Raw genomic sequence first — 20,017 nt, 5'->3', positions numbered from 1 at the left:
GCTCGTTTTCTCTCTCAACAAACCCCTTTCGCGTCCGTAATGTGTCTCAAAGCCATGAGGGGGAATGGTGCCTTGCGTTTCTTCGCGTTTTTGTCGTTGCTGGCTGTGGGCTTCAGCTTTTCGGGCGCCGCGCGCGCCGAATGGATGCGGGCGTCCAGCCCACACTTCGTCGTCTATGCCAATGATCGGGAAAGTGACCTGCGCACCTTCTCGGAGCGGCTGGAGCGCTACCATTCGGCGATGGCCTACATCACCGGCACCCAGGTGCCCGATCCCAGCCCGTCCAATCGTGTGACCGTCTATGTGGTTCGCGATACCAATCAGGTCCGCAAGCTGTCGGGCAGCGGTAATAGATTCCTCAGCGGCTTCTATGTGCCGCGTGCAGGCGGCTCCATCGCCATTGTGCCGAGCATCACCTCGCAGGATACGCTGCAGGACTGGTCGATGCTCACTCTGCTGCATGAATATGCCCACCACTTCCTCATCAGCTCCAGCGCCCGGGCGCTGCCGCGCTGGGCGCACGAAGGCGGCGCGGAGTTTTTCGCGGCAGCCAGTTTCGAGAAGGATGGCGGCGTCTGGATCGGCCGCCCGGCGTTATTGCGGGCCAGCGAGATTTTTTACGCCAAGGATGTGACCGCGCTCGATCTGGTCGATCCCACATCCTACGAAAAGAAAGCTGACAAGAAGACGTACGACGCCTTTTACGGCAAGAGCTGGCTGCTCTATCATTATCTCACTTTCGACGAGACGCGCCGCGGCCAGATGAAGCGCTACTTCGCGGCCATGGGATCAGGTAAATCGTCGAAAGACGCGGCGATCGAAGTCTTCGGCGATCTCAATACGCTCGAAAGCAATCTCGACAGCTATGCCAAGCTGCGAAAAATGTCCGCCTATCTCATCCCGGCCACGGATCTTAAACCTGGCAAGGTCGAGATTGCCCGCCTGAGCGCGGGCGAGGCGGCGATCATGCCGGCGCTCATCCGGTCCAAGCGGGGCGTGGATGAGAAGATCGCGGCCGAAGTGCTCACCACCGCGCGTGAAGTGGCCGCTCGCTTTCCTGATGATGCCGCCGTCCTCGCCGCACTGGCGGAAGCCGAGCATGACGCGGGCAATGACGCGGAAGCGATCGCGGCGGCGGATAAGGCTATCGCGATCGACCCCAAGCAGACCAATGCCTATGTCCAGAAGGGCTATTCGCTCTTCCGCATCGCCGGGAAGGGCACGGATGCAGAGGCCTTCGTCAAGGCGCGCGCGCCCTTCGTCGCGCTGAACCGCATTGAGCCGGACCACCCCTTGCCGCTCATCTACTATTACCGCTCCTTCCTGGAACAAGGGAAGGCGCCGACCGATCTCGCCGTTCAGGGGCTGGAGCGCGCGGCCGAGCTGGCACCGTTCGACTATGGCCTGCGCATGCAGGTTATCACCCAGATGTTGCGTAGCGGAGAGCAGGAGTACGCCAAGGCCCTGCTGCAGCCCATTGCCTATAATCCGCATGGCGGCGGACTGGCGGAAACAGCGCGGAAAATGGTCGAGCGGATCGAGGCCGATCCCAAATGGAATGGCCAGGGCGTGGACCAGATGGGGCCGACCGAGGACACGCCCGCCCCACCTGAAGCCGGAAGCTAGGCGGCGCTACTACAGGGTCCGCAAGACGATCTCGCCTTCGTCCTCGCCGTCCCAGTAGTGCAGGCGCTCGCCTGTCACCTGAATGAGCAGGAGGCCGAGCGTGTCGATGCCGTCCGGCCACCAGCGTTCCAGCCCGCTCGTCCAGTGCTCGGCGAACTGCGCGCGGTCCCGCACAAGCCGGGCCTGCCCTTCGATGGCGATGAAGAACGGACGCATGCCGAGTAGCCCCGCCGTTCCCTGATAGCTGAGGCTCACCCGTGCATCACGCTGGATGTCCGAGACCATTCGGGTGCTCTCCTCGGTGAAGAACCAGCTGTCGCCGTTATAGTCGACTTCCCGGTTGTTACTCATTGGCCGAGCGGCGATTGCCCCGCCGTCCGTGTGCGTCGCCAGCATCGCGAAATCGATCTCGCGCATCTTGTGCGCCAGATCGTCCAAGGTCCTGCTCATCCTGCGTCTCTCCTAACTGTGTTCGCCGGATGAAACGCGCGGGGCGCCCAAGTGGTCCGAGGAGATGTGCTTAGTAAGCGCCAGGCACTTCGCGCTGCACCGGGCTCGGTCGCGCCGGAGTCAGCAGCCGGGTCTCGGGTGTGCCCAGCGCCACCCGCTCTGCGCTCGCGGTCGCCAGGCTCCCGCTTATCGGGGTGCAGATGCGTCCGGCCAGATAGTCCAGCGCGGCACGCGTCGATGCTTCGGCCGGGTCGCCCATTGCGTGGGCGATATCGTCCTCCGCACGGCAGCTCGCCTCCACCTTGCTCGCCAGACCGTTATAGTAGTCGCCCTGCCGCGCGCTGTTCTGCACCGCTAGCGCAACCACCCGCAGCCGGTCGTCGCACTGGGTGCGGTCGACCGCGATCTGCCCGACCGGCTTGCCATAAGTGTTGGTGCCGATCAGCCCGACATTCGCGTGGAGATAGGGGATGAACGCGTTGATCACCATTTCGCTCGCCGATGCGGTGCCACCGGTCCCGATGAACGCAATGCGGATCGGCGCCACCGCTTCCGCCTGGGTCCGGAAATTGCGCACGCTATTCTGCGCTGATTTTTCGGAGCGATAGGCGACTTGACTGAACACATCCGATGTCGAGCGATTGGCGCCCATCAGATCGCCCATCAACTCCGCGATCGAAATCAGCCCACCACCATTGTACCGCAAATCGACGATCAGGCGAGTGACGCCGGCTGCGCGAAACTGGGCGAAGGCATTGCGTAGAGCTGGGTCGGCGGTCTCGATGAACGTGCGCAGGTTCACATAGCCGACCTTCGTGCCGCCATCGTCCAGGATGCGCACGCCATAGCGGTTCGACACCGGCGGCAGTACATAATCGGCCTTCGCGACAGTCAGATCGCGGGTGCCGCTGCCATCGACGATACGCAACACGCGGGTTGTGCCCACAGTCGACGGGCCGAGCGCGTTGTTAACGCCGTCAGTTCCTTCGGTGGCAAGGATGGCAGCGACTGTGCGCATGGTGCTTGGGCCAGTGCCGATCGCGACGATCTCCGCCCCCCGGTCAATGCCGGCGTTCAGCGCAGGCCCACCTTCGAAGGATTCGGCAATCAAGATGCGGCGGTTGACTGAGTCATAGGTCAGACGAAAGCCGAAGCCCGCGCTCGCACCCGAACCGTAGTAGGCATTCTCTTCGGCGATCGACGTCAGATAGGTAAAGTACCGATCCTTGTTCTGCGCCCGCGCATTCGCGGTCAGTGCATCAATATAGTCATCCACATTGGCATACGTGGCTGGATTCAAGCCCGTGGGAAGAGTCTCGGGAAACAGATACCATTCGCGCAACTGCGTCGCCGCCCAGTCCTGCCGCTCGCGCAAAGAACAGCCATTGGCGGTCGGCGTCGGGGTCGGCGTGTTCCCCGTGCCCGTCCCGCCGGGCAGCGACACACTGCCGCTGCCGCTGCCGCTCCCTCCGCCCCCACAGGACGCGAGCAACGATACTGCGCTAATCAGGCTCAGCAGACGCGACGGCTTCATCTTGGCTATCCCCCTTGGCGACCCGGGCTAGAAGCGGATCGCGAGCCCGTCATCTGCCAATGTTGCGGCCGTGTAAACTCCGATGAAACTGTGCTTTTTTAGTGACAATTCGCTTGCACATATCGGCCTCCCGGCGTCCAGTATCACAGAGGAACGAAGCCGAGGTTAAGGGCGCCGCCCGCGCCCGGCTTCTGCCGTTGGGCAGTCTCCGGCCAACGGGCAAATGGCGCATTCGGGCATGTCCCATCGGCACTTCGTTTGCCCCAGGCGTTTCAGCCCGATATGAAAGCTCAGGAAATCGTCGCCCGTCCCGTCCGGCATCGCAGCGGTAACGGCCTCGCTGCACGCCCGGTAATCCGCTGTCGTCGGCACGAACCCGAGCCGTTGCAGCACCCGGAGCACATGCGTGTCCACGATCATCACGGGTCGCCCGAGCGTGCTTGCGTTCAGCGTGGACGCAGACACCTTGCGCGCGACACCCGGCAGCCGCTCCAGCCAGGCCAGGGCGTCGCCAAGGGGGCGGTCGGCCAGATGATCGAGCGCGAAGCCGCCATCGGATGCCGCAATCTCGCGCAGCGCCGTCACCAGCTGCTCGGCCTTGGCTTCTGGGAAGGTCACGTCGCCGATTGTTCGCGCAACGTCCAGCGGCGTCGCGTATGCCAATGCCGAAGGTCCGCCATAACAGCCAACGAGCCGGTCATAGGCCGCAGTGGACACCGCGTCCCGCGTCCGCGCGCTTATCATCGATTTCACCAATTGCCCGATTGGCGAGCGCCGCACGCGTGGGAGCACCACCGGCGCCAGTCGCGCATGCCAGCCCGCGACGTCCGCAACGGCAAAGTTGAAGGCGACTTGCATGACGAAAAGATAGAACATATGAAGAACATTGGAAAGGCATTCCGATATGATGCGCGCCCGCAATCCGCTCTATGTCATGGCCAAGCCTCCGCCCGATGTGCAGGCGCAGATCGTCGCCCTTCCCCGCAATGATCCGGCACGGGGGCCGGATCTGCTGCATGTCACGCTGCTTTCGCTGTTCGATCTTCATGGGAAGCCGACCGAGTGGCTGCCTGCAATCATCACCGCGCTGGACAGCTTCTCGGGCGTTGCGTTCCCGCTCCTTTTCGACAGGATCGAGAACCGCAGGGCGGTGACGCTGCGCACTCGTGTGCGGCAGGCCGAGGCCCGCGCCTTTCAGGCAGCATTGGTCTATCATTTGCTCAAATGTCAGGCTCCCATCATGGACGGGACCACGCCCGAGCCGCACGTCACGATCAATTATCGCGGCGACCCGTTTGCTGCTCAGAAGATGCCACCGATCGGATCGGCTGGTGGACGAGATCCTGCTGGTCGAGAGCGTCGTCGGCAGGACAACGCATATCGTGCACGGTCGCTGGCCGCTTCATGTATGAAGGAGCGCATGAGTATCGAACTTGCCCTTCGCGCGCGGCGCGCCGCGTTCAACCGCGCAATCGCGGAAGGAGACGCAGCGGCGATCGGCCCTCTGCTGACGCGTGATTGCGTGATGATTACCGGCACAGACAGCGCCGTCATTGCCGGCCGTGTAGCGCAGGTCAAAGTATGGCGGCGCGAGTTTTCTGCGGCGGATCGCCTCATCTATGTTCGCACGCCCAGCCTCATCACACCTTCGCCCGTCGAGCCGATCGCGATGGAGCAGGGCGAGTGGCGCGGGAGCGCCCGGCAGGCTGACGGGGAGGCCAGCGAAGCGCACGTCGCATTCGGAACCTACGCCGCCAAGTGGCGGGAGATCGGCGGACTATGGATGATCGAAGCGGAGATCTTCGTCACGCTCGGCTGACCACGCCGCTCATTGCCACCCAGCCCCGCCGGTGCCGCTCGTATTACGCGCAGCAACAGTCGCCACTGCCCCTGTTCTCATCCCTTGCCATCCGCTAATGCGCGTCTTCGCTACATGGGAGCCACTATGGCCAATCTATATCTCAAGGCGCTGGAATCGGAGCGCAAGGCTCTCTGGGCAACCTGCAGGCTCAAGGGGCTGGCACGCGACACGCCCGAGCGTCAGCGGATCGCGGCCATTGATGCGGATATCGCTGCACATAAGGCGAAGCAGGCCATGCCGAAGCCCATGAAGGACAAAGCCGGCTGACCAGCCCGCGCCTGACAGTCTGAATTGAAGCGTTGAGCCTCCTCAGGAGGGAACTCAACGGCAGACCGCAATGGGGGAGGCTACTTCCCGCGGGCAACTGCTCCTCCCACCAGAGCCGCCCCATCATCCCGCACGCCGATGATCGCTCAGCTGCCGGACGCAGTGGATCAGGCCACGCCAAACAGGCCGGGCGCTCTCGTACCCTCATTGCTGGCCCGCGCGTCCGCCGCCTTCCACGCCTTCTCGTGGAAGAAGAAGGCAACGGCGTTGATGCAGGGCTCGATGAGCGCAATGCCGCCCGCAAGCGCAAGTGAACCGGTCATCACATAAGCCACTGTGAAGCCCACCGTTAGGTGGACAGAGAGATAAGTGAGGGTCTTGGCAAGGTCGCGTGGCATGGCAGGCACTCATCAGGCCTTAGCGGAATTGCGTCGGTCGAGCATTTATTTATTGCGACTAATTATCATTTACAAATCGAATGTTTCGCTCAGTCTGAGCGACGCGGCGAAACTCGTGAGATGATTTGCTGGCAAAGAGGCGCGGCGAGATGCCCGTGCGGCGTGAAATCGCCCTGTCCTATTCGCTACGGTCTGTGGCATGCGGTCTCTGCGGATCTGTGTCTTCACGCCGCAACGCGGGATTTTTTTATGCCAAGGACTAGAACCTTTAGAACCTTTCGGGCGATTTCGCGGGTCGCGGCTTTCTCCGTGCCGCTTGCGCTGGTTGCCTGTCACGGCGGCGGGGACGAACGCTGGGGCGCACCGGGCAATCGCGCCGATACTCAGCCCTTTGCTGGCATAGCGCCGGGCGAGACCATCCACGTTACTGGCACGGAGCCATTCTGGAGCGGCGAAATTGAGGGCGGCGCGTTTCTTTACAAGACGCCGGACAACAGCGCCGGGGAGACGATCGCCGTCTCGCGCTTCGCGGGGCGCGGCGGTGTTTCGTTCAGCGGCGAGCATGCCGGGCGGGCTCTCACGCTGGCTGTGACCCCGGGCGAATGCAGCGACGGCATGTCGGATCGCACCTATCCGTTCGTCGCCACCTTGCTGATCGGAGACGAAAGCCGATCGGGCTGCGCATGGTCGGACAAGCATCCCTTCAACGGACCGTCGGCTCCCTGATAGTCGTTTTGGTCTATCGCGCTCAGTAATATCATTTGTTCTATTCAGTAATATGCTGCAATGCAGCCACGAATTTGTGCAGCGCCTTGTTGTTTTTCTTATCTTTTTGTCCTATCTGCCAAGTCAAGCATGGTTCTTGTTCAGATCATGTGAGTCATGCCGGCTTTCAGCCGATCAAATTTTGTCACGCCGGGCTGCAAGTACATCCAGGCGGACACGCAGGAGAGTGACATGCCAAACTTCATTTCGCCGCGGCTTGCGGGCGCATTCGCGCTTGGCGTTGCTGCATTTGCCGCCACTGGCGCTGCCGCTGCCGATCAGGACATCCGCGTAAACAGCGGCCATTCCGTCACCCGGACCGTGGAAGTCCGCACGGCTGATCTCGATCTTTCCAGTGCGACAGGCCGCGATGCACTCAGGCAGCGGATTGCCTTTGCCACGCAACAGGCGTGCGATGTCGGCCAGGGTGCCACGGCAGACAACTCGGGCGATGCGCGGTCGTGCCTGAACGTCGCACAGCGGAACGCCGAGGCCCAACTGCGCTATCTGCCCGGCGCGCGCAGCGTCACCGTGGCGTCTGCCGCGATCCGCTGATCGGCTTCGGCCGCTATTGAAATCGGGAATGGATCGAGAGGCAGGCCGTAAGAGCCGCCCTCGATCCGCCGATTCCGAACTGTCTTAGACGGTGAAGCTTTCGCCGCACCCGCAACTGCCCTTGGCATTCGGGTTATTGAAGACGAAACCGGCCGTAAAGTCGTCCTCCACCCAGTCCATGACGGACCCGATGAGATAGAGGACTGACGCGGCATCGATGAAGAAAATGCCACCCGGCGTCTCGATCCGCTCATCAAAGGGCGCAACCTTCTCTTCGCTTACATAGTCAACCGAATAGGCAAGGCCCGAACATCCGCGGCGCGGCGTCGAGAGCTTGACGCCTACCGCATCGTCCGGCGCTTTCTCCATGAGTGCCGCTACCCGCGCCTGTGCTGCGAGCGTCAGTGTCACAGCGGCGGGCCGGACGCGGGTCTTGGTCTCGCTCGTCATCACAGCATCCCCAACTCGAGCTTCGCCTCGTCGCTCATCTTCTGCGGATCCCATGGCGGATCCCACACGAGATTGACCTCGGCGTGCCCCACTCCGGGCACCGCGCCCACGCGCATCTCCACTTCGCCCGGCATCGATTCAGCGACGGGGCAATGCGGTGTCGTCAGCGTCATCGTCACAGCGGCATGGCCATCCTCGGTCACGTCCACGCCGTAAATGAGGCCCAGATCATAGATGTTCACCGGGATCTCAGGATCGTAAATCTCCTTCAGCGCCTCGATTACGGCTTCATAAACCGAGCCACCCGGTTCCCCCGGCGTGACACTTGCGGGCTGTTGCTGGAGGAAGCCGTCGAGATAATCGCGCTGACGCGGAGCCGGCGTCGCCTCGCCAGCATCCGCCACTCGCGCCCGTGGCGGCGTCTGCACCGCTTCCACGTCTTCACTCAAAATGCGCCGCTCTTCGTTCATCTCGTCATCCATTGGCGAAGATCGCCCTTACCCGGTCTAACCCTGCGATCAGGGCATCGATGTCGCTCTCATCGCTATAGATCCCAAAGCTCGCGCGCGCGGTCGCCTCTACGCCAAGGTGTCGCATCAGCGGCTGCGCGCAATGATGGCCCGCGCGGATCGCGACAACGCTCTCGTCCAATATGGTGCCGATGTCGTGCGGATGCACCCCCTCCATCGCGAAGGAGATGATCCCCGCTGCATCGTCCGGCCCAAACAAGCGGACGGCATTGATACGGGAGAGCCGCTCTCGCGCCTGGGCAACCAGCGCTGCTTCATGCGCTGCGATCCGTTCCATGCCGATCGCCTCGACGTAATCTATGGCCGCAGCAAGCCCCAGCGCCTCAACAATTGCGGGCGTGCCGGCCTCGAAACGGGTCGGCGCAGGCGCATAAGTTGTACGTTCGAAGGTCACGCGGTCGATCATCGAGCCCCCGCCCTGCCAGGGCGGCATGTCTTGCAGGATGTCACTTCGCGCCCAGAGCACGCCGATGCCGGTGGGGCCATAGAGCTTATGAGCCGAAAAGGCATAAAAGTCGCAGCCAAGCGCCTGCACGTCCACAGTCATTCTCGGCACTGCCTGACAGCCATCGACCAGCAACAGCGCGCCCGCGCCATGCGCGATATCGGCGGCGCGATGGACATCGAGCACGCTACCCAGCACATTGGAGACATGGGCCAGCGCCACGAGCCGGTGCTCCGGGCGGATCATCGAGGCCATGGCATCCAGATCGATCCGGCCATCCAGTGTCAGCGGAACAACGTCGATCGCCGCCCCGACCCGCTCGGCCAGCAATTGCCAGGGCACGATGTTGGAGTGATGCTCAAGGGTCGAGAGCAGGATGCGGTCGCCAGCCTTCAGATTGGCCCCGCCCCAGCTTTGCGCGACGAGATTGATCGCCTCGGTCGCGCCGCGCACGAACACGATCTCGCTGTCCGATGTGGCATTGATGAAGCGCGCCACCCGCCGCCGCGCCGCTTCATAGGCGAGCGTCATGTCGGCCGAGCGCGCATAAACTCCGCGATGGACGGTCGCGTAATCGGCGCCCATCGCCCGCGCAGTCGCCTCTATGACCTGTCGCGGCTTCTGCGCCGTCGCGCCGCTGTCGAGATAATGCCAGGGCCGTCCATCGGCGGTGACCAGACCGGGGAAGTCGCCCCGCACATCGAGTGCCTCCGGCGAAAGGATCGCGCTCATGTCAGCGCCTCCAGCCGCGCGACGGACGCCGCATCGATGCGTGCCCGCTCGTTCTCGTCGGTCAGATCGTCGAACAGGCCCGAAATGAACGCCTTGAGGAGCAGCGATTTTGCTGCAGATGGCGGTAGCCCCCGCGACGCCAGATAGAAGAGCGCGCCCCGATCCAGTTCGCCCACGCTCGCGCCATGGGCGCACTTCACGTCGTCCGCGAAAATCTCCAGTTCTGGCTTGGCGTTTGCGCTCGCCGTGCGGTCAAGCAGCATTGCCTTGAAGCTCTGCGAGGCATCGGTCTTCTGCGCGCCGGGCGCGACGGCGACCTTCCCTAGATAGTTCGTCGTCCCACGTCCTGCGGCTATGGCACGCACTGTCTGGTTGCTGGTCGCGTCCGGTTCCGCATGGTTCACACGTGTCACCAGCTCCACCGTTTCTCCGTCGCCGGCAAGGAGCGCTGCTTTCAACTCGAAATGCGCGCCGCGTGCCAATGTCACGTCGAAGCTGACGCGGCCGAGGGCGCCGCCGAGGGCGAGCACATGCGCCGTAAAGGTCGCGCCCTTTTCCAGCACGATACGATAGTCGCGAATGCCCGCTTCGTCGGCCGACAGGACGATTGCCTGACTTTCGCCCACTGGCACCTCGTGCAATGTTGCTCTGGCCGGGGGCCAGAGCGCCTGCGCCGCCGCAAGGTCGGAGTATCGCCACGCCTCGTCGCGGCGCGTGGGCAGAGCCAGCACGGTCATGCGCCCGCCCCCGCCCGCTCGGCATGCAGATAGTCGTGAATGCGGGTCATCATCCCAGGCTTGGCTTTTTCGACACAAGCGCGAACATCGTCCTGCGAATCCCTGCCCTTGCGAACGCACTTTGTCGTCGCTCGACACAGCTCCGCATCCAGCTTCACCAGCCCGGTGGTCTCGCTCACGCCGCACTGATACTTGCCCTGTGCATCGCGCGACACGCCGACCTGGATCTGACGCAGCTTCTGCGCAATCACCGTGATTTCCTGCACCTCGGTCAGGTCCTCATCCGGCGGCCCGTCCGGCAAACCTTGCAAAAGCATCAGGGCGGCTACCAGCATCATGCTGCGATCACCTCGGCATATCCCGCACGCTCAAGTTCCAGCGCCAGTTCGGGTCCACCCGAACGCACGATGCGCCCTCCGGCGAGCACGTGGACGAAGTCCGGCCGCACATAATCAAGCAGGCGCTGATAGTGGGTGATGAGCAGCACAACCTTGTCCGGCGCGCGCATGATCGCATTGATGCCGGCGCCCACGGTCTTGAGCGCATCGATGTCGAGGCCGGAATCGGTCTCGTCGAGGATCGCCAGCTTCGGGTCCAATATGCCCATCTGCACCATCTCGGCCCGCTTCTTTTCACCACCGGAAAAGCCCACGTTCACAGGGCGCTTGAGCATCTCCATGTCCATGCCGAGCAGCGCCGCCTTCTCGCGTGCGAGCCGCAGGAAGTCGGCTGCCGAGAGAGACTCCTCGCCTCGGGCCTTGCGCTGGCTGTTGAGCGCTTCACGCAGGAACTGCACGTTGGAAACGCCGGGGATCTCGACCGGATATTGAAAGCCCAGGAACAAGCCGGCGGCGGCGCGTTCGTGCGGTGCCATCTCCAGCAGATTCCCGCCGTCGAAAACCGCGCTCCCGGCGGTTGCGTCATAGCCGGGCCGTCCGCCAAGCGTATAGGCCAGAGTGGATTTTCCCGCGCCGTTCGGCCCCATGATCGCATGGATCTCGCCCGCATTGATCGACAGGCTAAGCCCCTTGAGAATCGCCTTGCCGTCGATCTCGTTGGAGAGATTGTCGATGGTCAGCATCAGTGCGCGCCTTCGCTTTCATGGGCACGGATCAATGTGCGCGCGGTCCAGAAAGCCATATCGCGTACGTCACCTGGCGCCGGGAACAGCGTGTCGATGTGCCGCTTGATCGGCATATAGGGCCACCAGTCGGCGCCCGGCTCCGGCGCGCCTTTCTCAAGCAGGCCGACCACGAACTCACTCACCGGCGCCATGCGGGCGAGGTTAGGCGCCTTGGCCTTGTGGAATGCCTTGTCCGTGCGCAGCCGCTCGGTGAAGGCGGCGTCGCCAGTGGCCAGGGCTTCCCGGCACTCGGCCTGATAGGCATCGAGATCCCCGAAGTCCTTGATGGCACGGGGCTGCAACTCGCCCTCTTCCAGTTCATAATCCTCCGTGAGGATGCGAATGGCCGCCGTCCACGACTGGCCGTTGCCGACATCCTCCGCGAAATCGGCGAGGGCATCCTGGATATCGTCTTCGTCGCTCAAAACTCTGTCCTTCGATTTCTGAATTCGGGGGTCACCCTGACCTTGTTTCAGGGTCGCTTCTATCACCCAACACTACCTTCGAGGCTGATACCGAGCAGCTTCTGTGCCTCAACGGCGAACTCCATCGGCAACTGCTGGAGCACTTCCTTGGCAAAGCCGTTGACGATCAGGCTCACCGCCGCTTCCTGATCAAGGCCGCGCTGCATCGCATAGAAGAGCTGGTCGTCGCTGATTTTGCTCGTCGTCGCCTCATGCTCGACAATGGCGCTCGGGTTCCTGACTTCGATATAAGGCACGGTGTGCGCGCCGCACTGGTCGCCCAGCAGCAGGCTGTCGCACTGGGTAAAGTTGCGCGCGTTTTCGGCATTGGCGCTCATCCGCACCAAACCGCGATAGGTGCCGTTGGACTTGCCGGCGCTGATGCCTTTGGAGACGATCGTCGAACGGGTGTTTTTGCCGTTGTGGATCATCTTGGTGCCAGTGTCGGCCTGCTGGCGATTGTTGGTCACCGCCACCGAGTAGAACTCGCCGACGCTGTTCTCACCGTTCAGCACGCAGCTGGGATACTTCCAGGTGATGGCAGATCCCGTCTCGACTTGGGTCCAGCTCACCTTGCTGTTGCGGCCCTGACAGAGCGCCCGCTTGGTGACGAAATTATAGATGCCGCCCTTGCCCTCGGCATCACCCGGATACCAGTTCTGCACGGTCGAATATTTGATCTCGGCATCATCGAGGGCGACCAACTCGACCACAGCGGCATGAAGCTGATTCTCGTCGCGCAGGGGCGCGGTGCATCCCTCAAGATAAGAGACGTAACTGCCCTTTTCCGCCACGATCAGCGTGCGCTCGAACTGCCCGGTATTCTCCGCATTGATGCGGAAATAGGTGGATAGCTCCATGGGGCAACGCACACCCTCGGGAATGTAGACGAACGTGCCATCGGAAAAGACAGCGCAATTGAGGGTCGCGAAATAATTGTCGTGCATCGGCACGACTTTTCCGAGCCATTTTTTAACCAGATCGGGAAATTCGCGGACCGCCTCGCTGATCGAGCGAAAGATGACGCCTGCCTCTTCCAGTTCCTTACGGAAGGTGGTGGCCACGGAGACACTGTCGAACACGGCATCGACCGCGACCTTGCGCGCGCCGGTGACGCCCGCCAGAACCTTCTGTTCCTCGATAGGGATGCCAAGCTTCTCGTAGGTCCGGCGGATTTCGGGATCTAGCTCATCCAGAGATGCTAGTTCCGCCTTCTTCTTGGGCGCCGCGTAATAATAGGCGTCCTGATAGTCGATCGGCGGAACGTTCAATTTCGCCCAATCCGGCGTTTCCATGGTCAGCCAGTGGCGATAGGCCTTGAGACGCCAGTCGAGCATCCATTCCGGTTCGTTTTTCTTACTCGATATGAACCGAACAGTTTCCTCGGACAGGCCTTTCGGCGCAAACTCCTGCTCGATGTCCGAGACGAAACCCCATTCATAATCACTGGCTTTGCGCGCAGCCTCCAGCGCCTCGCTATTCTTCATGCGCTCTTCCGTGATCTCGCTCATATCTGCGCCTCCATCACAACGGATGGCGCCATGGCGGCGGGGGGCGGCATGACCATGCTGGCAAGGCTAACGGCGTCGAGAGCGCCCCTGACGCTCGCATTCACAACGTTCCAGTGCGGCTTCACCTGACAATGCGCCTCCGCGCAGCAATCATGGGCGCCATGCTCGACGCAGGCCGTCATCGTAATAGGTCCCTCTATCGCTTCGATGATATCGGCTAGGCTGATCGCCGCCGCCGGCCGGGCGAGCTTGATACCGCCGCCGCTGCCTCGCGTCGCCTTTAGCAGACCAGCCCGCACCAGCAAGCTCACCAGCTTCTGTGCGGTCGGCACGGGAAGCCCAGCCTCCTGCGCGAGGCTCGCGGTGCTGGCGCGTTCCCCGCCGCAATGACAAGCGGCGGCACGCATCAGCACGACCGCATAGTCAGCTAAGCTCGAAAGTTTCATTTGTCCTCAAATCGGATCGATTCGTTCTGATTTGGCAGATGGCCGCTCGCTGGCGCGAAATCAAGGGCGGTTGCGCGTGTTAGCGCCCTGTATCAGCTGATGCGGCTGAGCTTGGCGATCTCGCCGGCCACATCGCGCCTCTCCATGGAAAGCCGGATGACAATGCTGGCCTTTTCCCTCAGCTCCGTAGGGGTGAGACCCGTGAAATGGCGCACTTCCCGGATGAAGTGCGACTGGTCATAGAATGCCCCCTCCTCACAGAGAGCGTTCCAGTTCACATTGTCGCGCGCAAGGATAAGCGCGCAGCGCAGCGCTCTATATTTGCGCGCAAGATATTTGGGCGGTGCGCCATAAAGCCGGTTGCACCAGCGCGCGACCTGTCGGGCGGAAAGCCCCGTGGCGTCTTGCAGCACTTCGACACGCGGCGATTTCTCATCGGCCAGCCAGGTGTCCGTCGCCGCGACGAAGGCTCGTTCCATTTCGGAGACCATGCGCAGCTGCGCGCGCAGGAATGCCCAGAACTGGGCCGCCGCGGTTGCCGGATCGTCGACCTGGCGCAGCATCTGGAGCAGGGCGTGCCAATGGGGGCCAAAAACATCGCACAGATCCAGCGCCTGATCCGCCACCTTATCCGCATCGCCCGCGTTGAGAGCTGCCCAGCCCAGTGGCAGAACCGTAACGCCCACGACCTGCATGGGCCCGACCACATCGAAATGGGTTGCCGCACTCGTTGGCCCGAGCAGACAGCAATCGGGTGTACGAACCTGGCGCCCATCGACAAAATGATAGCTGCCCGTCCCGGCGACCATGAACCGCAACTGGGCAAAATCAGCGCGCGTATGGTCCGCGACCTGCGGCTTGTCGGCCGTAAAAAGATAAAGGGCGCCAAAGCGATCGGACATGTCGGCGGGCGGAACGAAATAGCTCAGCGCCACCATATCTGCCGCATCGGCGACTGAAAAACGATGCCGCATCTTTGTGCCGCCGTCCCCTTGCCTCGTCCCGCCTTGCGACGGACGAGATCATGATGCGCCAATTACCGGATTAAGCCACCCTTGCTGGTTAATCAGGGGTCGTGAGCATTGCATGGAGGATGGCGATTCGCGAAGAAAAAAGCAGTCCATCCGGAAAATCCGGACAGACTGCTGAGTCATAGGTCTCTTAGCCAAAGACTGAGAGCCCTTCGGGTCGCGGGAGCGCTCTAAACGGATTCGGCGTCAGACGATTGGACGAAATCGTCACGCATCCGCACAATTTGGACGTGAAAAGCCGGCGGGGGAAAGGGCCCCTTCGTGCGACCTCCCACGCTATTTTTTTAGCGCCATCTCGCGCGGCAGGGCTGTAAGGAGTGGCGCCATGTCTAAGCTCTATGCCACCCTGCGTCCGCTGCTTTTCCGTGTCGCTCCCGAGACCGCACACCAATGGACCCTGGCCCTTCTGCGCGCCGCACCTTTGCCGCCCAGAGATTCGCGCCACGACACCATGCTTGGCCAGGATCTTCTCGGATTATACTTTCCCTCACCAGTCGGTCTGGCCGCAGGCTTCGACAAGGACGGCGTGGTCGCGCACCGGATGGGTAGCCTCGGCTTCGGTTTCGCCGAACTGGGCACGCTGACACCGCTGCCCCAAGCGGGCAATCCGCGACCACGGCTGTTCCGCCTAGCCGAGGATGATGCGGTCATCAATCGCATGGGCTTCAACAATGGCGGGCAGGAGAAGGCTGCGCACCGCCTCTCGCAGATCGGGCGCCGCGCGATCCCCATCGGCATCAATATCGGCGCCAACAAGGATAGTGCCGATCGCATCGCAGATTATGAGAAAGGCGTGAAAACCCTGGGTCGGCTTGCCGACTATCTCACGATCAACATTTCGTCCCCAAACACGCCGGGCCTGCGCGCCTTGCAGGATGCCGACGCGCTGGACGAACTGCTTCGCAGAGTTCTTGCGGCGCGCAACGAGACAGGGGCGAGACCACCGGTCTTCCTCAAGGTCGCGCCCGATTTGGAAGCCAGCGACATTGACGACATCTGCCGCATCGCGATCGAGCGGGGCATTGACGGTGTGATCGTGAGCAACACCACGATTTCCCGCCCGGCCTTGCGGTCGAACTATGCAGGGGAAACAGGCGGACTTTCCGGCGCGCCTTTGACGGACCTCGCTCAGCGCCAGCTCATCGCCTTTCGCCAGCGCATCGGCACGACGCTGCCGCTAATCGGCGCTGGTGGCATCGCGAGTGCGGATCAGGCCTATTCCCGCATCCGCGCGGGGGCGAGCTTCGTCCAGCTCTATTCCGCACTCGTTTATAAAGGGCCATGGCTGGCCCGCCGCATCAACGATGGGCTGGTCGACCTGTTGAAGCGGGATGGCTTCAGCAATGTCACCGAAGCCGTAGGCGTGGATGCGGACTAACGTGTCCTATTTCTTCAGCGTTTCCTCGATTGCTCGCCCCTCCCGGCGCGGGTCATAGCCGCCGTCGAAGCGCCCGCCCTCGCGAATCATCACACCCTGAACGCCCGAATCCTCGCCCTGCCCCGGTCGCAAGGTGACGCCGCGCGCTGCCAGCCCTTCGATGACTTCCGGGGGGAATTTGTCTGCCTCCCCCTGAAAGCTGACGCGCGCAATGAGGTTCGGCAGCGCGATCGCCTGCTGGGTCGGCAAGTTCCAGTCCACCGCCGCCACCAGCGATTTGGCGACATAGGCCAGGATCGCATTGCCCCCGGCCGAACCGAAGGCACCCGCAAAGCGCCCCTGCCTGTCGACAAGCACCAGGGGCACCATTGAGGAACGGGGCCGCTTCCCCGGCGCGACGGCATTGGCTGCCGGCCTGCCCTGCGCATCACGCGGGGAGAAGGAGAAATCCGTCATCTGGTTGTTGAGGAAGAAGCCGTCGACCATCCGGCCCGAGCCAAAGATGGATTCCACCGTCGTGGTCATCGAGACGACATTGCCCGCCGCGTCCCCAATGATGAAGTGCGAAGTGCCGCCTGGCTCCAGCGTCGCGTCCGCAGCGGCCAGCGTCGCACCGGGCGGGGTTCCGGCGACCGGCGGCGTCTCGGCGGCACGTGGGCCGATGAGCGCGGCCCGGCTCGCCACGTAACCGGGATCGAGCAGTCCCTTGATCGGCACGCTGACGAACGCCGCATCCCCCACATAGCGGTCGCGATCAGCATACATGAGTCGGCTCGCCTCGGCGAAGAGGTACCAGGCCTGCGGGTCCGTGGGACCACGCTTGTCGATATCCGTGCGCTCAAGGATCGCCAGTAATTCCAACAACCCCACGCCGCTCGATGGCGGCGGCGGGGCGCAGACGAGGTAGATGCGATAGGGATTGCATAGCGCCTCACGCACAGCCGGCTGGTATCCGGCAAGGTCGGCAAGCGTCATCGTGCCGGGATACTGGCCCTCATGGACTTTCGCGACGATCCGCCGCGCAGTTTCCCCGGTATAGAGAGCGTCCGGTCCCTGCGCGGCAAGGCGCCCGAGGAATTCGGCATAAGGCGCGTTCACCAGTCGGTCGCCTACCTTCCGGAGACTGCCGTCCGGCGCTGAGAAATAGGCACGGGCATCAGGCGCGGAAAGTTGCGGGAAGCTCCCGCGCTTCAGAAAACGACCGAGGCGCGGCGAAATGACGAATCCCTCGCGTGCCGTGCGCTCCGCATCCCCAAAAAGGTTGTTCCACGGCAGAGCACCATGGGCGTTCTGCACCAGTGCCAGCATCTTGAGCGCACCGGGAACGCCTGTCGCGCGACCGCTCACCACCGCCGTGCTAAAGGGAAGCGGCTTGCCCGCCTCGTCCAGGAACATGCGCTCGTCCGCGCCGGCGGGCGCCGTCTCCCGCCCGTCATAGACGGTCACCTTGCCGCTCGCGCCATCATACCAGGTCATGAAGGCGCCGCCGCCCATTCCCGAGCTTTGGGGCTCGACCAGCGAAAGCATCGCCTGAACGGCCACGGCAGCGTCAGCCGCGCTGCCGCCCCGACGCAACACCGCGAGCCCGGCCTCGGTCGCAAGCGGATTGGCGGCCACCACAAAGAAGCGCCCGGCGCGCGCCGCATCTGGCGCGGCTGTACCGGCCGATACCGATGGCGGCGCTTTCTCTGTCGCGCAAGCGGAGAGCAGAAGCGCCAGCAACAAGGCGGGCAATGTGCGAAGGGAAAACATGGGATGCGGCCTCGGAGTCTTGGCAATATTTTGAAACCGGACAGTGAAACGTCCTCCGTCTCTTCGCAAGCGCGAAGGCGGCTCATTCGGCTTGCCCTTGGAGAAGGCCCGCATTACCCCAATACAACGCGGTTGGAGACCGGCCCGAAACGGCTGACGGAGAGGACGTTTTGCGCGAGTTCGAGACTTTCCCAAGCCTCACGGCGATGTTCTTTACCCGCGCGGCCCAGAACGGGACCAAGCCCTTCCTTTGGGCCAAGCGCGACCAGAGCTGGCGTTCGATTAGCTGGGGAGAGGCCGCACAAACAGTCGCAGCCCTGGCGACAGCGCTCAAGGCCAATGGTGTCGGCCCGGGCGACCGGGTGATGCTGGTCAGCGAGAACCGGCCCGAATTCTGCCTCGCGGACCTCGCGATCATGGCGGCGGGCGCCGTAACGGTACCCACGTACACCACCAACACCACGCGCGATCACGAACACATCATCTCGGACAGCGGCGCGTGCGCCGTCATCGTCTCGACAGCGAAGATCGCCAAGACGCTGATGCCTGCGGTTGTTCGCTCGCACGTCAACCTCATGATCTCGATGGAGCCGCTCAAGGCGATGCAGGCGAGCACGCTCTCTCTGCACCAGTGGGACGCCATCATCGACAGACACCCGGCGGACTGGCGCGCGCTCGCCGCAAGCCAGACCGCCAAACGGGATCATCTGGCCTGCATCATTTACACGAGCGGTACAGGCGGCGCGCCGCGCGGCGTGATGCAGCATCATGGAGCGATCCTCTGCAATGTCGAGGGCTGCGTCGATGTCCTCGTTCACGATTTCGCCATCGAGAACGAGGTCTTCCTCTCCTTTCTCCCGATCAGCCACGCCTATGAGCATTCGGGTGGCCAGTTCCTGCCCATCGGGCTGGGCGGCGAGATCTATTATGCCGAGAGTCTGGAGAAGCTGGCGAGCAACATCGCGGAAGTGCGCCCGACCCTTATGGTCGTCGTCCCTCGCCTGTTCGAGATGCTCCGCACCCGCGTGACCAAGGCCATCGAGAAGCAAGGCAAGGTACCCGGAATCCTGCTGGAGCAAGCGATCCGTCAGGGCGCCAAGCGCGCTTCGCACGGCGACCTGCCGTTTTGGGAGAAGCCTCTCGAAGCAGTCCTCGAACGCACAATCATTCCGAAGGTGCAAGCACGCTTCGGTGGCAGATTGCGCGCGCTGGTTTCAGGTGGCGCGCCGCTCAATCCCGATGTCGGCCTGTTCTTCCAGTCGCTGGGTCTCGTCCTGCTTCAGGGCTATGGCCAGACCGAGGCCGGACCGGTTATCAGCTGCAACCGTCCTTCCGCCGGCATCGCGATGGATACGGTAGGACCACCGCTGAAGGGCGTGGAGACCCGCATCGCGGATGACGGCGAGATCCTCGTGCGGGGCGAACTCGTCATGAAAGGCTACTGGCGCAACGAGGCGGAAACTGCGCGCGCCATTCAGGATGGGTGGCTCCACACTGGCGACATTGGTGAGATCGACGAAGCGGGACGGCTCAAGATCACGGACCGGAAGAAGGACATCATCGTCAACGACAAGGGAGACAATGTCGCGCCCCAAAAAGTTGAGGGGATGCTGACGCTCCAGCCCGAGATTGCGCAGGCAATGGTCTACGGCGACAAGCGGCCGCATCTGGTGGGGCTGATCGTGCCGGACACGGACTGGCTGACCGAGATGGCCGGCAATGCCGGAAAGCCTGCGACCATTGCCGCCATGCGCGACGACCCGGCGCTGATCTCCGTCCTGCGCGCCGCGATCGACCGGGTGAACGCCGACCTCTCCGTCATCGAGAAAGTGCGGCGCTTCGTCCTTGCCGACGAACCCTTCACCATCGAGAACAGCGAGATGACGCCATCCCTCAAGATCCGGCGCCACGTCATCCGCGCGCGCTACAAGGATCGGCTGGACGCGCTCTACAAGAGCTAAA

At 62.9% G+C, this 20,017-nt stretch carries 22 protein-coding genes and 1 pseudogene; 8 read left to right on the top strand and 15 right to left on the bottom strand.

Annotated features, from left to right (window positions below):
• Positions 1–72 precede the first annotated feature (72 nt).
• Entirely contained in the window at positions 73–1,626 is a 1,554-nt protein-coding gene (locus ACNAOH_RS10495) for a hypothetical protein (protein WP_443970123.1), read from the top strand.
• A 9-nt stretch (positions 1,627–1,635) separates the two neighbouring features.
• Here ACNAOH_RS10495 and ACNAOH_RS10490 read toward each other — a convergent pair whose 3' ends face one another.
• The 3 genes from ACNAOH_RS10490 to ACNAOH_RS10480 all read right to left on the bottom strand — a co-directional run bounded on the left by ACNAOH_RS10490 (position 1,636) and on the right by ACNAOH_RS10480 (position 4,486).
• Entirely contained in the window at positions 1,636–2,076 is a 441-nt protein-coding gene (locus ACNAOH_RS10490; protein ID WP_443970122.1) for a pyridoxamine 5'-phosphate oxidase family protein, read from the bottom strand.
• Positions 2,077–2,146: 70 nt separating this feature from the next.
• Positions 2,147–3,610 carry a S41 family peptidase gene (locus ACNAOH_RS10485; RefSeq protein WP_443970121.1) on the bottom strand — a complete coding sequence of 488 codons (1,464 nt, stop codon included), beginning with the start codon at positions 3,608–3,610 and terminating at the stop codon, positions 2,147–2,149.
• A 165-nt stretch (positions 3,611–3,775) separates the two neighbouring features.
• Entirely contained in the window at positions 3,776–4,486 is a 711-nt protein-coding gene (locus ACNAOH_RS10480) for an endonuclease III domain-containing protein (RefSeq protein WP_443970120.1), read from the bottom strand.
• A 28-nt stretch (positions 4,487–4,514) separates the two neighbouring features.
• Here ACNAOH_RS10480 and ACNAOH_RS10475 point away from each other — a divergent pair.
• From ACNAOH_RS10475 to ACNAOH_RS10465, 3 genes and pseudogenes are all read left to right on the top strand, one after another.
• Positions 4,515–4,898: pseudogene (locus tag ACNAOH_RS10475) on the top strand (2'-5' RNA ligase family protein); the annotation flags it as partial.
• Positions 4,899–5,030: 132 nt separating this feature from the next.
• Positions 5,031–5,429, top strand: a complete 399-nt coding sequence (locus ACNAOH_RS10470) for a DUF4440 domain-containing protein (protein ID WP_443972109.1) — start codon at positions 5,031–5,033, stop codon at positions 5,427–5,429.
• Between the two features lie 126 nt (positions 5,430–5,555).
• On the top strand, positions 5,556–5,738 hold the full coding sequence (locus tag ACNAOH_RS10465; protein WP_443970119.1) for a hypothetical protein: 183 nt from the start codon (positions 5,556–5,558) through the stop codon (positions 5,736–5,738).
• Between the two features lie 167 nt (positions 5,739–5,905).
• Here the strand turns inward: ACNAOH_RS10465 and ACNAOH_RS10460 are convergent, their stop codons facing one another.
• Entirely contained in the window at positions 5,906–6,136 is a 231-nt protein-coding gene (locus ACNAOH_RS10460) for a DUF2061 domain-containing protein (RefSeq protein WP_443970118.1), read from the bottom strand.
• Between the two features lie 309 nt (positions 6,137–6,445).
• On the opposite strand from ACNAOH_RS10460, the gene ACNAOH_RS10455 reads away from it, so the two are divergent.
• Together ACNAOH_RS10455 and ACNAOH_RS10450 are read left to right on the top strand one after the other, a co-directional pair.
• On the top strand, positions 6,446–6,862 hold the full coding sequence (locus tag ACNAOH_RS10455) for a COG3650 family protein (RefSeq protein ID WP_443970117.1): 417 nt from the start codon (positions 6,446–6,448) through the stop codon (positions 6,860–6,862).
• 231 nt (positions 6,863–7,093) lie between these two features.
• On the top strand, positions 7,094–7,456 hold the full coding sequence (locus ACNAOH_RS10450; RefSeq protein ID WP_443970116.1) for a UrcA family protein: 363 nt from the start codon (positions 7,094–7,096) through the stop codon (positions 7,454–7,456).
• An 84-nt stretch (positions 7,457–7,540) separates the two neighbouring features.
• Here ACNAOH_RS10450 and ACNAOH_RS10445 read toward each other — a convergent pair whose 3' ends face one another.
• The 10 genes from ACNAOH_RS10445 to ACNAOH_RS10400 form a co-directional block, all read right to left on the bottom strand.
• Complete coding sequence (locus tag ACNAOH_RS10445) at positions 7,541–7,906, bottom strand: HesB/IscA family protein (protein WP_443970115.1); 366 nt, start codon at positions 7,904–7,906, stop codon at positions 7,541–7,543.
• Positions 7,906–8,376 carry an SUF system Fe-S cluster assembly protein gene (locus ACNAOH_RS10440; RefSeq protein WP_443972108.1) on the bottom strand — a complete coding sequence of 157 codons (471 nt, stop codon included), beginning with the start codon at positions 8,374–8,376 and terminating at the stop codon, positions 7,906–7,908. The genes ACNAOH_RS10445 and ACNAOH_RS10440 overlap by 1 nt, the downstream gene beginning before the upstream one ends.
• A 4-nt stretch (positions 8,377–8,380) precedes the next feature.
• Complete coding sequence (locus ACNAOH_RS10435; RefSeq protein ID WP_443970114.1) at positions 8,381–9,613, bottom strand: cysteine desulfurase; 1,233 nt, start codon at positions 9,611–9,613, stop codon at positions 8,381–8,383.
• Entirely contained in the window at positions 9,610–10,350 is a 741-nt protein-coding gene (locus tag ACNAOH_RS10430) for a SufD family Fe-S cluster assembly protein (RefSeq protein ID WP_443970113.1), read from the bottom strand. The genes ACNAOH_RS10435 and ACNAOH_RS10430 overlap by 4 nt, the downstream gene beginning before the upstream one ends.
• Positions 10,347–10,688 (bottom strand): hypothetical protein, encoded by a 342-nt coding sequence (locus ACNAOH_RS10425; protein WP_443970112.1) that lies wholly within the window; start codon positions 10,686–10,688, stop codon positions 10,347–10,349. The genes ACNAOH_RS10430 and ACNAOH_RS10425 overlap by 4 nt, the downstream gene beginning before the upstream one ends.
• Positions 10,685–11,431 (bottom strand): Fe-S cluster assembly ATPase SufC, encoded by a 747-nt coding sequence (gene sufC / locus ACNAOH_RS10420; protein WP_443970111.1) that lies wholly within the window; start codon positions 11,429–11,431, stop codon positions 10,685–10,687. Before sufC ends, ACNAOH_RS10425 begins: the two co-directional genes overlap by 4 nt.
• Positions 11,431–11,898, bottom strand: coding sequence for a hypothetical protein (locus tag ACNAOH_RS10415; protein ID WP_443970110.1), 468 nt, complete (start codon positions 11,896–11,898; stop codon positions 11,431–11,433). The genes sufC and ACNAOH_RS10415 overlap by 1 nt, the downstream gene beginning before the upstream one ends.
• A 62-nt stretch (positions 11,899–11,960) precedes the next feature.
• The gene (sufB, locus tag ACNAOH_RS10410; RefSeq protein ID WP_443970109.1) at positions 11,961–13,448 is read right to left on the bottom strand and encodes a Fe-S cluster assembly protein SufB; all 1,488 of its coding nucleotides are present in this window, start codon (positions 13,446–13,448) and stop codon (positions 11,961–11,963) included.
• Positions 13,445–13,894, bottom strand: a complete 450-nt coding sequence (locus ACNAOH_RS10405) for an SUF system Fe-S cluster assembly regulator (protein ID WP_443970108.1) — start codon at positions 13,892–13,894, stop codon at positions 13,445–13,447. The genes sufB and ACNAOH_RS10405 overlap by 4 nt, the downstream gene beginning before the upstream one ends.
• A 92-nt stretch (positions 13,895–13,986) precedes the next feature.
• On the bottom strand, positions 13,987–14,868 hold the full coding sequence (locus ACNAOH_RS10400; RefSeq protein ID WP_443970107.1) for a helix-turn-helix domain-containing protein: 882 nt from the start codon (positions 14,866–14,868) through the stop codon (positions 13,987–13,989).
• Positions 14,869–15,250: 382 nt separating this feature from the next.
• On the opposite strand from ACNAOH_RS10400, the gene ACNAOH_RS10395 reads away from it, so the two are divergent.
• Positions 15,251–16,303 carry a quinone-dependent dihydroorotate dehydrogenase gene (locus ACNAOH_RS10395; protein ID WP_443970106.1) on the top strand — a complete coding sequence of 351 codons (1,053 nt, stop codon included), beginning with the start codon at positions 15,251–15,253 and terminating at the stop codon, positions 16,301–16,303.
• 6 nt (positions 16,304–16,309) lie between these two features.
• On the opposite strand, the gene ggt is transcribed toward ACNAOH_RS10395, so the two are convergent.
• Entirely contained in the window at positions 16,310–18,055 is a 1,746-nt protein-coding gene (gene ggt, locus ACNAOH_RS10390) for a gamma-glutamyltransferase (protein ID WP_443970105.1), read from the bottom strand.
• A 170-nt stretch (positions 18,056–18,225) separates the two neighbouring features.
• On the opposite strand from ggt, the gene ACNAOH_RS10385 reads away from it, so the two are divergent.
• Positions 18,226–20,016, top strand: a complete 1,791-nt coding sequence (locus tag ACNAOH_RS10385) for an AMP-dependent synthetase/ligase (RefSeq protein WP_443970104.1) — start codon at positions 18,226–18,228, stop codon at positions 20,014–20,016.
• Position 20,017 lies beyond the last annotated feature (1 nt).

The sequence above is a fragment of the Sphingobium sp. CR28 genome (assembly GCF_052327305.1).
In the GTDB taxonomy this organism is placed as follows: Bacteria; Pseudomonadota; Alphaproteobacteria; order Sphingomonadales; family Sphingomonadaceae; genus Sphingobium.
This window is presented reverse-complemented; position numbering and strand designations above follow the sequence as displayed.